Origin of the sequence: Candidatus Electronema sp. JC, from assembly GCF_048287365.2 — a bacterium.
Lineage (GTDB): Bacteria > Desulfobacterota > Desulfobulbia > Desulfobulbales > Desulfobulbaceae > Electronema.
In genome coordinates this window covers 49,995-63,941 of the sequence record NZ_JBLWEM020000035.1, presented here as the reverse complement: position 1 = coordinate 63,941, position 13,947 = coordinate 49,995, and the positions used below count along the sequence as shown (strand labels likewise).

Sequence of the window (13,947 nt, the reverse complement as noted above, 5' to 3'; positions counted from 1 at the left end):
TAGACTGTTTTTTGTATTATGCTGTAAAATCATTATGTTCTGTATTTTTTCAAACGGCCTGAAAAAGGAGGTGGATAACGGGAACCGGATAACATCTTGATTTGTCGGAATAAATATGCGGCCAGCAGGCGGAAAGGAGGTAAAAAAAGGTGAGAATGTCTCTCAATAAGAGGGATAACGGAAAATGGGCATCAAGCCTGTTGATTTCATTGGCGAAAAAAAGGGTGCCCTCGGAAGTCATGCCCTGATGAAGAAGGGATTGAGACTTGATCGGCAGTGCATATGCCAGTTTGATAAATCACTCGGAAGTCATGCCCTGATGAAGAAGGGATTGAGACTGGAATAGTGGCAAAATATAAAGACTGGTTCATCTTGCACTCGGAAGTCATGCCCTGATGAAGAAGGGATTGAGACAGGACTATTTGTAGCAGTAATCTCTCCACAATTAGCAAGCTCGGAAGTCATGCCCTGATGAAGAAGGGATTGAGACGATGATTGATTCCCGCTGGCACATGCAGCCCAATAAAGCCAACTCGGAAGTCATGCCCTGATGAAGAAGGGATTGAGACCTCCTTTTTGACGCACTCCAGCTTCATGTAGCTCGGAAGTCATGCCCTGATGAAGAAGGGATTGAGACAAAAAAAAGCACTGAGGAAACCGATGAAGATACTGCATACCTCGGAAGTCATGCCCTGATGAAGAAGGGATTGAGAATCATCACCGCTGCCGCTTTTGCATCATCATGCACAGCTCGGAAGTCATACCCTGATGAAGAAGGGATTGAGACACAGAACTGTCCAAATAGGAAACCAAGCTGTTAAAGCTCGGAAGTCATGCCCTGATGAAGAAGGGATTGAGACTTTTTTGCAGAGTATAAATTGAACATACGAATCCATCGCTCGGAAGTCATGCCCTGATGAAGAAGGGATTGAGACGTTGTGTGGGACAGTTGATACAAGTCTGATTTATATTTGGCTCGGAAGTCATGCCCTGATGAAGAAGGGATTGAGACGTTGTGTGGGACAGTTGATACAAGTCTGATTTATATTTGGCTCGGAAGTCATGCCCTGATGAAGAAGGGATTGAGACGGCAATGAACTGACAATGCAACCAGCCAGCAATAATAATGCCTCGGAAGTCATGCCCTGATGAAGAAGGGATTGAGACTTTCCGTCTAAGAGGACATCAACAGCCATGGAATGGTTGTTACTCGGAAGTCATGCCCTGATGAAGAAGGGATTGAGACTCCGCAAATGCAGAGAGGGCAGTGAGGGCAATGAGGGCACTCGGAAGTCATGCCCTGATGAAGAAGGGATTGAGACCTTCTATATCTGCAGATGAAGTAGATAAACATAGACGATGCTCGGAAGTCATGCCCTGATGAAGAAGGGATTGAGACCCTTTGAGAATAGCATCTAAAAAGCGATAAGATTTCTTCCCTCGGAAGTCATGCCCTGATGAAGAAAGGATTGAGACTGATCAACATAGCAATGTGGTCGCTTAAGACACACATATCTCGGAAGTCATGCCCTGATGAAGAAGGGATTGAGACAAACTGGAACGGGTTTTGTAGACGACTTTTAGGTCGCTCGGAAGTCATGCCCTGATGAAGAAGGGATTGAGACTTTTTTGAAAACGCAAGCCTAGTACGGCCTAATGCCTGCCCTCTCGGAAGTCATGCCCTGATGAAGAAGGGATTGAGACTTTGTTTGTCTGTAGTCTGTAGGGACACGGCATGCCGTGTCCCTACCTCGAAAGCCTTGCCCTGACGAAGAAGGGATTGAGACTTAGATATTCTGCATTCAGTGATGTACAGATGAGTCATGCAAACCGTTTATCTTGAAACATCGCTGATTAGCTGCCTCACGGCCCGGCCCAGCCGGACGATTGTTGGCGCGGCCCATCAGGAGCTGACCAAAGATTGGTGGGAATGCAGACGGATGTTCTATCAGCTCAGGATTTCCGAGCTGGTGCTGCGCGAGTGCGCGGCTGGAGATGCGGAGGCGGCACAACGTCGGCTTGACGCTGTAGCTGGAATTCCTCGTCTTGAAATCAATGAGCAAGTCCGGCAGATCGCCAATGCCCTTGTGCAGCGGTCGCTGGTTCCGCCCCAAGTTGCGGAGGATGCGCTGCATATTGCGATTGCAGCAGCGCACGGCATTGACTTCATCCTGACATGGAATTTCAAACACATCGCCAATCCATCCATGCAGCATCGGATTGCCAGTCTCCTTGATGAATTCGATCTTGCTGTTCCATTTATCTGCTCGCCAGAGAGCCTGCTTGGAGAAAACGATGGCACACTTGAGCCATGACGAGATTGTAGAAGAGATTCATGCCGTCCGGCTGCGGCACGCTGCGGACTGCGGCTTTGACATTGAGCGGATTATTGACGATCTCAGGGCATCTGAAAAAGTCCACACAGAGCAAGGCTGGCCACTGCTAAAAGCACCGGCTTCATCCTCTGACAGAAAACATCGCCGCTCCTGCCGGTAAACGTGTCTTCATGATCTGCCTGCCCTGATGAAGAAGGAATTGGGACATTGTTTGTCTGTAGTCTGTAGGGACACGGCATGCCGTGTCCCTACCTCGAAAGCCTTGCCCTGACGAAGAAGGGATTGAGACTGTCCTGCAGGGGCGGTTCGCGAACCGCCCCTGCCGCTGACCGTCACTTTGAGCAGGCCGGATTCAACATCTGCATGGACATAGATGCGCTGACCTAATGAAGAAGCAGCCGCTGCCTGAGCGGAGCCGAAGGCGGCGGCGGTTTCGGCTTCGCTCAACCACCTTGCATGAAGAAGGGATTGAAGATGTCGTTGCAGGGGCGGCTCCATGTGGCCGCCCTTTCTTGTTTGCAGTGACTTTTCACCAACAGGAGAGCCATGAAAAGAAAACGTTCCAGCGGCATCCATCTGCTGCTGATCGGCGCGGCAGGCGTGCTGACCGCTGGCTGCGACGATTCGACGCGCTATACCTACACCAGCCGCGAGGCCTGCGTGCGGGAGTGGGGCGAGGCGGCTTGCGAGCCAGATGATGACGATGACCGCAGCCATTCCGGCATCCATCACAGCCGTCATTACAGCGCGGTGAAAAAAAGCAGCGCCCGCCCGCGCACTGGCAGCAGCAGCGCGTCCAGCGTCCGGCGCGGCGGCTTCGGCTCCTCCTTCAGAAGCTCAGGAGGCTGAGGATGGAGCGCGAGCATTCTGTTCCCCGTCCGGGCTGGCAGCGCAAGCTGGAGGAAATCGGTTTCACCTACCACAGCATGGACGGCAGATACTGGGACGAGTCGGTCTGCTACTCCTTCACGGCGGAAGAAATCGACATGCTGGAAAGCGTCACCGCCGAGCTGCATGAAATGTGCATTGAGGCTGCCGGAGCAATCATCGAGCGGGACTGGTTCGACCGGCTGGCCATTCCAGAACATGCCAGAAACCTGATTGTTGATTCATGGAACCGTGATGAGCCAAGTCTCTATGGCCGCTTTGATTTCAGCTATGACGGCAGATATCCGCCCAAGCTGCTGGAATACAATGCCGACACGCCCACCTCGCTGATTGAATGCGGCGCGGCGCAATGGTTCTGGCTGGAGGAAGTCAAGCCGGACATGGATCAGTTCAACTCGCTCCACGACAAGCTGATTGAACGCTGGCGGCAGATTGCCGCTGACGGATGGATCAAGGGGCCGCTCTATCTCAGCTGCATCAAGGAGAACGAGGAGGATCTCTGCACGGTTGAGTACATGCGCGACACGGCGGCGCAGGCCGGGCTTGACACAGTCTTCATTTTCACCGAGGATATTGGCTGGGACGAGGACCGGCAGCTGTTCGCCGATCTGGACGGCGAAGAAATGGCGGCCCTGTTCAAGCTCTACCCTTGGGAATGGCTGGTGCAGGAGGACTTTGGCCGCCAGCTGGCTTTGAACAAAGTGCGGATGATTGAACCGGCTTGGAAAATGCTGTTGAGCAACAAGGGCATCCTGCCGGTGCTCTGGGAGCTGTTCCCGCATCATCCCAATCTGCTGCCCGCGTATTTCAACGCCGACAATTTCCGGCGCGAATATGTGAAGAAGCCGCTGCTCTCCCGCGAAGGAGCCAACATCATCATTGAGAAAGCTCAGCCTTTGATGAGCAAAGACGAGGGATACGGCGGAGAAGGTTATATATATCAGGAATATTCTCCTCTGCCGATGTTCGGCGCAGGCAACTTTCCCGTGATCGGCGCATGGATTGTCGGCGACGAGTCGGCAGGCATCGGCATCCGTGAAGACAGCAGCCTCATCACCTCGAACCTGAGCCGCTTCATTCCTCATTACTTCATTCCGTAGGAGCACAACGCCATGCTTTTCGCCTCACTCAGCACCTTGCCCTCTTTTATTCTCTATTTTATCATTGCGCTGATCCTGACCGCCGCCTTCATCGCTGTCTATATTCAGATCACGCCGTACAAAGAATTTGAGCTGATCCAAGAAGGGAACACTGCCGCCGCTCTCAGTTTGGGCGGTGCTGTGACCGGCTTTGTCCTCGCGCTTGCAGCGGTGATCAAGCACAGCGTCAATGTCGTTGATCTCAGCATCTGGGGCCTGATCGCGCTGGGCATTCAGATCGGCGCCTATGTCATCGCCAAAAAGCTGATCCGGGGTTTGGAGGAGGACATCCAGGACGGCAAGACGGCGCAGGGCATGTTCCTCGGCCTGATTTCCCTCTGCTGCGGCCTGCTCAACGCCGCCTGCATGACTCCCTGAGCCGCAAACAGCCTTGCCCTCTCTTCTGCCGGAGGGTACAATATCAGCTCCAGAACACCGGCGTTCGCTGCTGCGTCCGCCGGTTTTTTCTCGCAAATCTCAAGCCAGAGCCTGAACGCCATGTCCGCCGCCCAGCAGGAAATTCATTTTGACGAGATCATCAGCCGCTACCGTTCGGATCCCTATCATTATATTGATGTCTGCGCTGTGCACACCGGCACGGTGCGTTTCCTCGCCAAGGAAGGCAGCCCGGTGGAGGGTGTTTCCGGCGAATGGCTGCACAAGCCGGGCACGCCGCTGTATCAAATCGAGCGCGAGCGCAACACCAAGGTGATCAGCGCCAAGACTGTCGGCACTGTGGCCTCTGTCCGCCAAGAGCTGGACGGCCATTTTGTCGAGGCGGGCGAGAAGCTGCTGACCATCCGCCATCCGCTGAAAAAGAAAGAGGTCATCGAAGCCATCCTTCAGGAGGTGCTGTTCATCTTCCGTGCGCCGGAGCGGGCGCGTTATTATTTCTCCTTAGACATCCAGAACCGGATTGACCAGAAAGGAGCGCGTTCGATCTTCATCAAGCCCGGCGACGAGATCATCACCATGTCGCTGATGAAGCGCGACACCCCAGTTTATTACAGCGGCGAAGAGGGACTGATTCACTCTGTCTATTTCAATCCCGGCGAGAGCGTCAATCAGGGCGCGCCGCTGATCGGCATCTGCCCGGAGGAAAAGTTTCCGACAGTGCAGAAGGTGATCACCCGCGTGAAGGCGGAGTGGGATTAACTGCCATCTCCGGCAGCAGAAGCAGGCTGAGAGCAGCTTGCAAAATTTCAAAGGAGCGCTTGCCATGATTGAGGTCGTGCCGCTGAAATATGGAGCCGCGTTCAAGCGGATTTTCAGTCAGCCGGACGTGTTCAGCCGTTTTGCCCAAGACGTGCTCGGCATGGAGCTGCACTTCGACAAAGTGCACACCGAGTACGAGTACCCGGAGCAGATCGGCTTTGTCCGCAGCCGCTACGACCTTTTTGCCGAGGACAGGGAGCGGCGCGTCATTGTCGAGATCCAGCATGTCAAGGAGCAGGATTTTTTCGACCGCTTTCTTTACTACCACCTGATCAGCATGGCCGAGCAGGTGCGCAGCTTCTCCTCGTACCGTTTCGAGCGCACGGTGTTCACCATCGTCGTGCTGACCAGCGTGCCGCGTGACGGCAGCGTCAATTTCAGCTGCGCGGTGAGCGATTTCAGCCCGGTTGACGAGCGCGGCAGCAAAATTTCCGTATATCCGCACCGTCTCGTCTTTCTCTCGCCGCCGCAGGCCGGGCCGGACACGCCGCCAGCCATGCGCCGCTGGCTTGATTTCATTGCCGATTCTTTGGACGGAAAAATGGAGGAGAGCAGCGGCGGCGAGGACATGTTCCGCAGGCTGATTGAGGAGATGCGGCGGCAGAAGATTGACCCGGCTGTGCTGGCCGAGATCAAGGATGAGGCCGCTTGGGAGGAGGCCAAGGATATATTCAAAAAGGAAGGGCTGGAAGAAGGGATTGAGCTTGGCATGGAGAAAGGCGCGTTGGCCCAGCAGCGCAAGACCGTGCTGCAAGCGCGGCAGATGGGCATGGAGCTGGCGGCCATTGCTGCGCTGGTCGGATTGACTGAGGATGAAGTGCGCGAGCTGCTGCGGACAGACAGCCGCGCTGCCTAAGCAAAGCCGTCGCCTGAGCGGAGCCGAAGGCGGCGGCGGTTTCGGCTTCGCTCAACCACCTGCTGATTTTATTTCTTGCCAAAACCTGCGGAATGGTGTAAGGCTGCTGTTGCGTTATGCCGCTTTGTGTTTGTTGATGATCAAAACTGAGGGAGATAGAATGAATTGCTTGAAATTAAAAGCGATCAGCTTTGCATGTTTGTTGGCGGCAGGGCTGCCAGTCTGCGCTGAAGCCATGCAATGGCCGGACACCGCCCAGACCCTTTGCTACGACAACACCAAAGAAATTCCCTGCCCGACCGATGAAAACTCCCCGTTTTATGGGCAGGATGCGCAGTACCAAGGCACGGCCCGCTCGTACACCAAACTGGGACAGGGCGGCGTGGCGTTGCCTGCTGATGCCACGAGCTGGATTATGGTGCGGGACAATGTGACGGGGCTGGTTTGGGAGATGAAAAATAATCTGGATGATACGCCAGATTATACCAATCCGCATGATGCGGATAATATGTATTATTGGTGTGATAGTAAGTCAACGATATATTGGAGTAACAGTAATTCAATAATTGACGGGTTATGCCATCCAGCACGTGATGAAAGCTATATAAATACTGAAGATATTATATCGTCAATTAACACGGAAAATTTTGGCGGATTTAACGACTGGCGCGTTCCAACTATCAAGGAACTGTTAAGCATATTTTATGCTGGCCTCCCCCCGTATGTTGAATGGAAATATTTCACCCCAACCAAACAATATTATCATTGGTCATCGACTCAAATAGGTACTTACGCATGGAATGTTGGACCAGATTTTTCCGTTGATTATAATAATAATGGTTACATATATGCCACATGGGCTCAGTATGCTGTCCGGGCCGTTCGCGGCGGCAAATAATTTCTTCCTCCTGCCTCGCTGACACTTTCCCTCCGGTGATGCCATGAAATCTGCCGCGTTCTGCCTGCTTGGTCTGCTGCTGTTTTTTGCAGCACCTGCCTTTGCCTCCTTCCATGACAACGGCAATGGCAGCGTGACCGACAGCGAAACCGGCCTGACGTGGCAGAAAACAGCGGACACCGCCGCCAAAAGCTGGCAGGAGAGCCTTGCCGCCTGCGCCAGCCTCACGCTCGCCGGGCAGAGCGACTGGCGGCTGCCAAACCGCAACGAGCTGCAATCCATCGTGGATTACCGCTACGCCGACCCAGCCATTGACAGCAACGTTTTCCCGAACACCAGCGGCACCTTCTGGACTTCCACCACCGTTGCCAGCTCGCCGTCCGCCGCCTACACAATTGATTTCAACAGCGGCGCGGTCGGCATCACCGGCAAAACCGACACGTCCTTAGTTGTGCGGGCCGTGCGCGGCGGAGTCACGCCGGTGCCGCCGCCCAGTTTTTTCTACAACAACGGCAACGGCACAGTCACGGATTCCCGCACTGGCCTTGTCTGGCGGCAGGTTCCGCTCGACGTGGACAGCAACGGCGCGGCTGATGCCCTGACGTGGCAGGAGGCTTTGGCCGCCGCGACCAAACTCAGCTTCGCCGGGCAAAGCGACTGGCGGCTGCCGAACCGCAACGAGCTGCAATCCATCGTGGATTACCGCTACGCCGACCCCGCCATTGACAGCAATGTTTTCCCAAAAGTGACCGGCGGCAGCTTCTGGACTTCCACCACCGTTGCCGACAGTCCCAGCTATGCCTACACGGTTGATTTCAACAGCGGCGCGGTCGGCAGCACCGGCAAAACGGAAAAGCAGCCAAAAGTGCTGGTCGTGCGTGGCAGGCAGAGCATTTCTTCCGGCGCGTTTAAGTTTTTCGGCATCCCGGACACCGTGACGGCAAACACGCCGTTCCCGCTTGAGCTGATTGCGGAAGATTCCGCCTTCAACGGCACGGTAAAGCTGAACATTCATGACGGCGGCGGTGTAAATCCGGTTTCCGTCACGCTGGCGAATGGCCGCTGGCAAGGCAATATCAGCATCACCCGCTCTGGCAGAACCCGCCTGATTGCTTCATATTCTCCGCTGAATGGAGGTTCTTTGTTCGGCAGCAGCGGCTGGTTTGAGGTCGCGGCTGATCAAAACACAAATGCTGATCTGCAAGTCACTATTGTTGAAAGCAAAGCCGTTTATAACATAGGAGATATTCTGAGATACGATATTTATATTAACAATCTTGGCAGAAATGATGCGCATGATGTCACAATTGATATCGCCTCTACAGCAGGGTTTGCTATCGGCTCGGCAACTTGTGCTGAGACTGAAGGTGCCAATTGCGAAAAAGTCTCTGTCAGCAAACCTTCAGCACAATTCAAAGCGAAAATTTTTGCTGGAAAATATGTGCTCATCCGTGTGTATGGCGAGGCGCAGGCAGGTTTCAGTTCCATCACCATGAGAGCAGAGGCGCATGATGCCGCTGTAATAGATCCTGCTCAAGAAAATAACAAAGCATTATCTGTTATAACAACGGATATTCCCGATCTTCCCGGCAGCCAGAGGACAGAATTGCGGACATTGTTGCCAAACAGCAACAATAATCCGGCAAGTGCTGACACAATTGTTTTGACCCACGGCCTGCAAGATTTCCCCTGCGATCCTGAAGAGTTTTGGACCGGCTCAAAGAGAGAACCAGTTCAGGCTGGTTATCTGATTCGGGAAAAAGCCGGAACATCTGTCAATATCTATCAATTTTTCTGGAAAGGGGCATGTCAGGAGCATCTTGCAGGCATACCGCTTGATACGTCTTATAAATGGGCAAAACTGCATGTCAATTCAGCAGCCAAAGATTTAGCAAATCAGTTAGTTAATAAGCTGGGGCCAAACTACGACAAGAAAATTCACTTCATCGGGCATTCGCTCGGCACAGCAGTTAATGCCTATGCGGCAAAGGAATTTTTGACCAAGGCGACCAAAGTCAGCAAGGCGCAAGTCACTATTCTTGACCATCCGAACCATATCGGCAAGATTGCAGGGTTTCTTTGGAATGATGACGAATCAGAGGAGCAATGGGGCTTTGATGAAAACTTTTTTGCCAACACGCTGCCTTTCGACCGTGCTGGACTGAATCTTTATGTTGACAACTATTATTCTGCGTTCTCTGCAATTAATAAGATCTTTTCTGCCGGAGTTGGTTCAAAAATAAAAGGGCCGAAAGTTTTCAATCATGATGCACTGATAAGCCCATTTCAGGTTGGTCACACGCTTCTTCCTGATGAAGCGTTCGTTGACAACGATCATTCTGGTGTGCATCAATGGTATCGCTGGACAATGAAGCCAAATGAAGAGGAGAATTTTGAAGGGGAGACAGTTTGCCCTGATAGCCAATGGAGCAATAAACCAAAATCTATTGTTGGTATCCCTCTTATTAATTTCACCTTAAATCCATGCCCGGAAAAACGTGGCGGCTGGCGGGAAAGCATCCTGCTGCATGACACAATAAATTTTCCTCCATTTAATGGGGGAGAAAAAGACAAAACTAACAATAGCACCGTCACGCCATCCAGCAATACACAGCACGGATGCGGTCTTATAAATTCCAGCGGCAGTTTGCTCTCCGCACTCTGCATTGAAGCTCCTGTCACCAGCGCATCACCAGCCAGAGACAGTCAGCTTGCTTCCGCAACTGAAGAACCGCAAATCCCCAAATCCTCCATCGAATTCACCGTCACTGTTCCAAAATTCCTCCGCTACATCAGCTTTGACTACAGCTTCCCCAAAATCGGCGACGGGGATTATGTCTATATCTTCTTAGACGGCGTGCCGGTTTGGAAGATGAGCGGCGACGGCCTGACCGCTGGCGAAACCGTCGCCTCCGGCCTGATTCCTGTCCGCGCCGCAGCGGGCCAGAAAAAGCTGATCATCGCTCTCTACAGCGTGGGCGAACAGAACGCCGAGTTCAGCCTGAACAACTTCAAATTCACCACCGTTGCTGACACTGACGGCGACGGCAGGCCGGACGATGAAGACGCATTTCCCAACGACCCCGGCGAATGGCTTGACAACGACCAAGACGGCATCGGCAACAACGCTGATCTGGACGATGACAACGACGGCGTTGCCGACAGCAAAGACGCATTTCCCTTAGATCCGTCAGAATGGCAGGACACGGACGGCGACGGCAAGGGCGATAATGCTGATATTGATGACGACAATGACGGCGTTGCTGACACTGTAGACAACTGTCCCTTCGTCTATAACCCGAACCAAGCTGACGAAAACGGCGACAGCATCGGCGATGCCTGCGACACATCCCCGCCAAATGACGGAAAGTGGCCGCTGCCTGCGATCTTGAAACTGCTGCTTCACAGGTGAGTTCACAGCTTTTCAGGATGACGTTGGAGGAACATGAAGTGTTGCGGCAGCGGCGGCTCCATTTGGCCGCGTTGAACAGCTCGCCGTTCTCCACAGAGGCTGCGGAAAAAATCCGCCGCTACGGCGCGCCGCTGGGCCTGCTGCTGGAGCATCACGCCCAGCTTGACCGCTGCATGAGCCATCTCCAGCAGCTCATGACCGAGGCAGAGGCCAAAGGCGGCTCGCTGCCCGCAGGCGCGGTCGTGCTGGCTGACAGCCTCAGTCAATCGCTGGGCCGCTTTGAGCGCCATTGGCACGCGCCGCCCGGCGGCATCTGGCTCACCGCCGCCTGGCCGGATGTCCTTGTGCCGGAGTTCAGCCGCCTGCTGCCCTTTGCCGCCGGGCTGGCCTGCTGCCGCACGGTCAGGCTCTACGGTCTTGATGCCCGCCTGAAATGGGTCAACGATGTGCTGGTGGACGGGCGGAAAATCGCAGGCGTGCTCTGCACCACCGTTTTCCGGCCCAATAAAGACCGCTGGCATTGCATCGGCATCGGCTTGAACGCCAACAACCAAGATTTCCCCGCCGAGCTGCAAGCCAGCGCAGTCAGTCTGGCTGCGCTGCTGGGCGGTGACATTGACCGGGCCGAGCTGGCAGGACGGCTGCTGGCCGAACTGAGCTGGGCCGTCGGTCTGCTGCATTACGACGAGGAACTGGCCCTGCGCGAAGGCCAAAGCTGCGAGGATGGACGGGAGTCCCTGCTGCTCAATGCGTGGCAGTCGTTAAGCGACACCGCAGGCCGCCGGGTGGAGTACGGCTTTGACGTGCAGAAGGAGCCGCTGTTCCGGGCGAAGGCTGTCGGCCTCGATCCCTGCGGCGGCTTGGTCATGGAGCTGGAGGACGGCGGCAGGGTGACGGAATATTCCGGGGAAATTGTTTACTTGTGAGCGCGGCCCATCATGCCTGAACTGCCGGAAGTTGAAGTGACCCGCCGGGGCCTGCTGCCGCATCTGCCGGGCCGGACTGTCACCGCTGCGCACTGGTCAGGGAAGCGTCTGCGACAGTCCATGCCGGTCAAGCTGCTGAAAGAGGCCATTTGCGGCGGCGCAGTCGCCAGCCTTGACCGCCGAGCCAAATACCTGCTCATCCGCATGGACAGCGGCAGCGTGCTGGTCGTGCATCTCGGTATGACCGGCAAACTGGGCATCTTTCCGCAGACAGCGGCGCGGCGGACGCACGACCATCTCTGCCTGAGTTTGGACAACGGGATGGAGCTGCGCTTCAACGATGCCCGCCGTTTCGGCAGCGTGGCGGTCTGGCCGGGCGCAGAGGCAACGCGGCTGGAGGAGGTCTTCAGCCGCAGCCAAGGGATTGAGCCGTTCGGCCCGGATTTCACGGCTGAGACCTTGGCCCGGCGGGCTGAGTGGCGCAGGCAGGCGGTGAAGCTCTTCCTCATGGATGCCAAGCTGATTGCTGGAATAGGCAACATCTACGCCAACGAAACCCTCTTCGCCGCCGGAGTGCATCCGCAGACTCCAGCAGGCAGCCTCAGCCTTGCGCAGTGGCGGCGCGTCGCCGCCTGCGCGGTGGACATTCTGCACCGGGCCATTGCCGCAGGCGGGTCCACGGTCAGCGATTTCCTCAGCTCCAACGGCCAGCCGGGCTGGTTTCAGCTTCAGCTCGCAGTGTATAGCCGCCACGGTCAGCCCTGCGCAGCCTGCCAGGAGCTGATCCGCAAAGAGGTCATCGGCGGGCGGGCTACCTTCTTCTGCCCGCGCTGTCAGCCGCTGCCAGCGGCCCAATCAGCCGGAGACTGACTAACTCCGCCTCGTCGCCGCGCAGGTGCAGAATGGCGTTGGGCGGCTCCAGCCCTTGCGCCGGACGCGCCCGCAGCCGTCCCTCCTCATCCACCCAAACGACCGCGCCTTTCAGCACCGTGCAGCCCGGTTGCGCGGCAGACGCAGGGCCGTCCAGCCGCGCCTTGATCAAGCCGTCGGCAATCTCCTCCCCTTGCAGCCGGGCAAGAGCCGGAACGATCAGCTCATGAAAAAGCAGGCGCACCGCAGGCGGCGGGCCGGGCAGGCCGAAGAAAGGCAGCCCGTGCAGCAGGCCGAAGAGCGTCGCCCGACCGGGCCGCAGCCGCAGGCGGTTATAAACCGGCTCGCCGCCAAGCCGGGCAAAGACCTGCTCGGTGAGATCAAACTTGCCCGGCCCCATGCCGCCGGTGGTGATGAGCAGATCGGGCCGGTCGCGCTCCATGATCTCGGCCAGCAGCGCGGCCATGCTGTCCGCGTCATCCTTGGCAATGCAGCAGCAGAGGCAGACGCAGTGCTGCTCCTCAAGCAAGGCTGCCAGCAGCGCGCCGTTGCCGGAGATTTTTCCGCCCGGCGGCAGCGGCTCCCCGGCCTGCGTCAGCTCGCTGCCGGTGCAGACAACCGCAGCCCTTGGCAGGCGGCGCACTGAGATCTCTTCACAGCCGTCCTCGGCCAGCAGGCGGAGATGATCCGGCAGCAGGCAGGTTCCGGCCACGGCGAGCAGATCTCCGGCCCGCACCTCGCAGCCTTGGCGGCGGATATGCCGCTGCCCGTGCGCAAGCTCCGTCAGCGGCACACGCACTTGGCCGCCCTCTTCTTGGCAGACTTCAAAAGGCACGACCCTTGCTGTCCCGGACGGCACGACCGCGCCGGTCATGATGCGGAAGGCCTGTCCCGGCGCGAGCGTCTTCAGCTCTGCGCAGCCAGCGGCTATTTCTCCGGCTATGTGAAAAAGAGCAAAGCCTGGAGCAGCGGACAGCGGCGCGGCGGCCACGGCGAAGCCGTCTCTGGCCGACTGATCGCAGGAAGGGCTGGAGCGGCTGGCGAGGAGGTCGGCGGCGCAGACCCGGCCCCGCGCCAGATGCAGCGGGACGCGCTCCGCCGCCAGCGGGGCAAGCCGCGCGGCAATGGCGGCGCGGGCCTCGGCAAGGGAAAGTTCAAGCTGGGGTGATTCAGGTTTCAAGGCAGGCGGTCTCTGGGAGATGTTTTGCTGCCATGCTTGAGGGGACATCACCGCAGGCAGGGCAGCCGTGGAGCAGCGTCATTCATGGAGGCTCTGGAAAATATCATGCTTGGGAGAGATGTCAAGGTGCGAGACCTGCTGCAAAGAAGGCGCCTCCTCATTGCACGGCAAGGCGCCTTCTCGTTTGGCGCGGAGGATCCTTGCCGGATCACGAGAAGGTGCCTTCC

Annotated in this window: 11 protein-coding genes, 1 pseudogene and 1 CRISPR repeat array; of the genes and pseudogenes, 11 read left to right on the top strand and 1 reads right to left on the bottom strand. The window is 56.2% G+C overall.

From position 1 onward, the window contains the following. Positions 1-229 precede the first annotated feature (229 nt). A CRISPR array of direct repeats spans positions 230-1,787; the repeat unit is 37 nt; unit sequence CTCGGAAGTCATGCCCTGATGAAGAAGGGATTGAGAC. 36 nt (positions 1,788-1,823) lie between these two features. The 11 genes and pseudogenes from ACNKH3_RS05880 (at position 1,824) to mutM (ending at position 12,540) form a co-directional block, all read left to right on the top strand. Next, positions 1,824-2,315, top strand: a complete 492-nt coding sequence (locus tag ACNKH3_RS05880; protein ID WP_420208578.1) for a type II toxin-antitoxin system VapC family toxin — start codon at positions 1,824-1,826, stop codon at positions 2,313-2,315. Positions 2,316-2,882: 567 nt separating this feature from the next. Continuing rightward, positions 2,883-3,185, top strand: a complete 303-nt coding sequence (locus tag ACNKH3_RS05875) for a hypothetical protein (protein ID WP_420208577.1) — start codon at positions 2,883-2,885, stop codon at positions 3,183-3,185. A 2-nt stretch (positions 3,186-3,187) separates the two neighbouring features. Continuing rightward, positions 3,188-4,324 carry a glutathionylspermidine synthase family protein gene (locus ACNKH3_RS05870; protein ID WP_420208576.1) on the top strand — a complete coding sequence of 379 codons (1,137 nt, stop codon included), beginning with the start codon at positions 3,188-3,190 and terminating at the stop codon, positions 4,322-4,324. A 12-nt stretch (positions 4,325-4,336) separates the two neighbouring features. Next, positions 4,337-4,741: a DUF350 domain-containing protein gene (locus ACNKH3_RS05865; protein WP_417916126.1), complete on the top strand. Its 405-nt coding sequence runs from the start codon at positions 4,337-4,339 to the stop codon at positions 4,739-4,741. A gap of 120 nt (positions 4,742-4,861) precedes the next feature. Beyond that, a complete protein-coding gene (locus ACNKH3_RS05860) occupies positions 4,862-5,518 on the top strand; it encodes a hypothetical protein (RefSeq protein WP_420208575.1) in 657 nt (218 codons plus the stop codon). A 64-nt stretch (positions 5,519-5,582) separates the two neighbouring features. Then, entirely contained in the window at positions 5,583-6,434 is an 852-nt protein-coding gene (locus ACNKH3_RS05855) for a hypothetical protein (RefSeq protein ID WP_417916128.1), read from the top strand. Then, the gene (locus tag ACNKH3_RS05850; RefSeq protein WP_417916129.1) at positions 6,391-7,332 is read left to right on the top strand and encodes a DUF1566 domain-containing protein; all 942 of its coding nucleotides are present in this window, start codon (positions 6,391-6,393) and stop codon (positions 7,330-7,332) included. The genes ACNKH3_RS05855 and ACNKH3_RS05850 overlap by 44 nt, the downstream gene beginning before the upstream one ends. 43 nt (positions 7,333-7,375) lie before the next feature. Further along, positions 7,376-7,786, top strand: a pseudogene (locus tag ACNKH3_RS05845) (DUF1566 domain-containing protein); the annotation flags it as partial. 6 nt (positions 7,787-7,792) lie between these two features. Continuing rightward, on the top strand, positions 7,793-10,744 hold the full coding sequence (locus ACNKH3_RS05840) for a DUF1566 domain-containing protein (RefSeq protein WP_420208579.1): 2,952 nt from the start codon (positions 7,793-7,795) through the stop codon (positions 10,742-10,744). Between the two features lie 23 nt (positions 10,745-10,767). Then, positions 10,768-11,670: a biotin--[acetyl-CoA-carboxylase] ligase gene (locus tag ACNKH3_RS05835; RefSeq protein WP_420208574.1), complete on the top strand. Its 903-nt coding sequence runs from the start codon at positions 10,768-10,770 to the stop codon at positions 11,668-11,670. Between the two features lie 12 nt (positions 11,671-11,682). Beyond that, positions 11,683-12,540, top strand: a complete 858-nt coding sequence (gene mutM, locus ACNKH3_RS05830) for a bifunctional DNA-formamidopyrimidine glycosylase/DNA-(apurinic or apyrimidinic site) lyase (protein WP_417915827.1) — start codon at positions 11,683-11,685, stop codon at positions 12,538-12,540. Here the strand turns inward: mutM and ACNKH3_RS05825 are convergent. Next, positions 12,482-13,720: a molybdopterin molybdotransferase MoeA gene (locus ACNKH3_RS05825; RefSeq protein WP_417915826.1), complete on the bottom strand. Its 1,239-nt coding sequence runs from the start codon at positions 13,718-13,720 to the stop codon at positions 12,482-12,484. The genes mutM and ACNKH3_RS05825 overlap by 59 nt on opposite strands. Between the last annotated feature and the right edge of the window lie 227 nt (positions 13,721-13,947).

What these genes read in the sequence shown, in the direction of transcription:
- ACNKH3_RS05850 (WP_417916129.1), top strand. Translation starts at nt 6,391, where the DNA reads ATGAAGTGCGCGAGCTGCTGCGGACAGACAGCCGCGCTGCCTAAGCAA.
- ACNKH3_RS05860 (WP_420208575.1), top strand. Translation starts at nt 4,862, where the DNA reads ATGTCCGCCGCCCAGCAGGAAATTCATTTTGACGAGATCATCAGCCGC.
- ACNKH3_RS05880 (WP_420208578.1), top strand. Translation starts at nt 1,824, where the DNA reads ATGCAAACCGTTTATCTTGAAACATCGCTGATTAGCTGCCTCACGGCC.
- ACNKH3_RS05870 (WP_420208576.1), top strand. Translation starts at nt 3,188, where the DNA reads ATGGAGCGCGAGCATTCTGTTCCCCGTCCGGGCTGGCAGCGCAAGCTG.
- ACNKH3_RS05855 (WP_417916128.1), top strand. Translation starts at nt 5,583, where the DNA reads ATGATTGAGGTCGTGCCGCTGAAATATGGAGCCGCGTTCAAGCGGATT.
- ACNKH3_RS05865 (WP_417916126.1), top strand. Translation starts at nt 4,337, where the DNA reads ATGCTTTTCGCCTCACTCAGCACCTTGCCCTCTTTTATTCTCTATTTT.
- ACNKH3_RS05875 (WP_420208577.1), top strand. Translation starts at nt 2,883, where the DNA reads ATGAAAAGAAAACGTTCCAGCGGCATCCATCTGCTGCTGATCGGCGCG.
- mutM (WP_417915827.1), top strand. Translation starts at nt 11,683, where the DNA reads ATGCCTGAACTGCCGGAAGTTGAAGTGACCCGCCGGGGCCTGCTGCCG.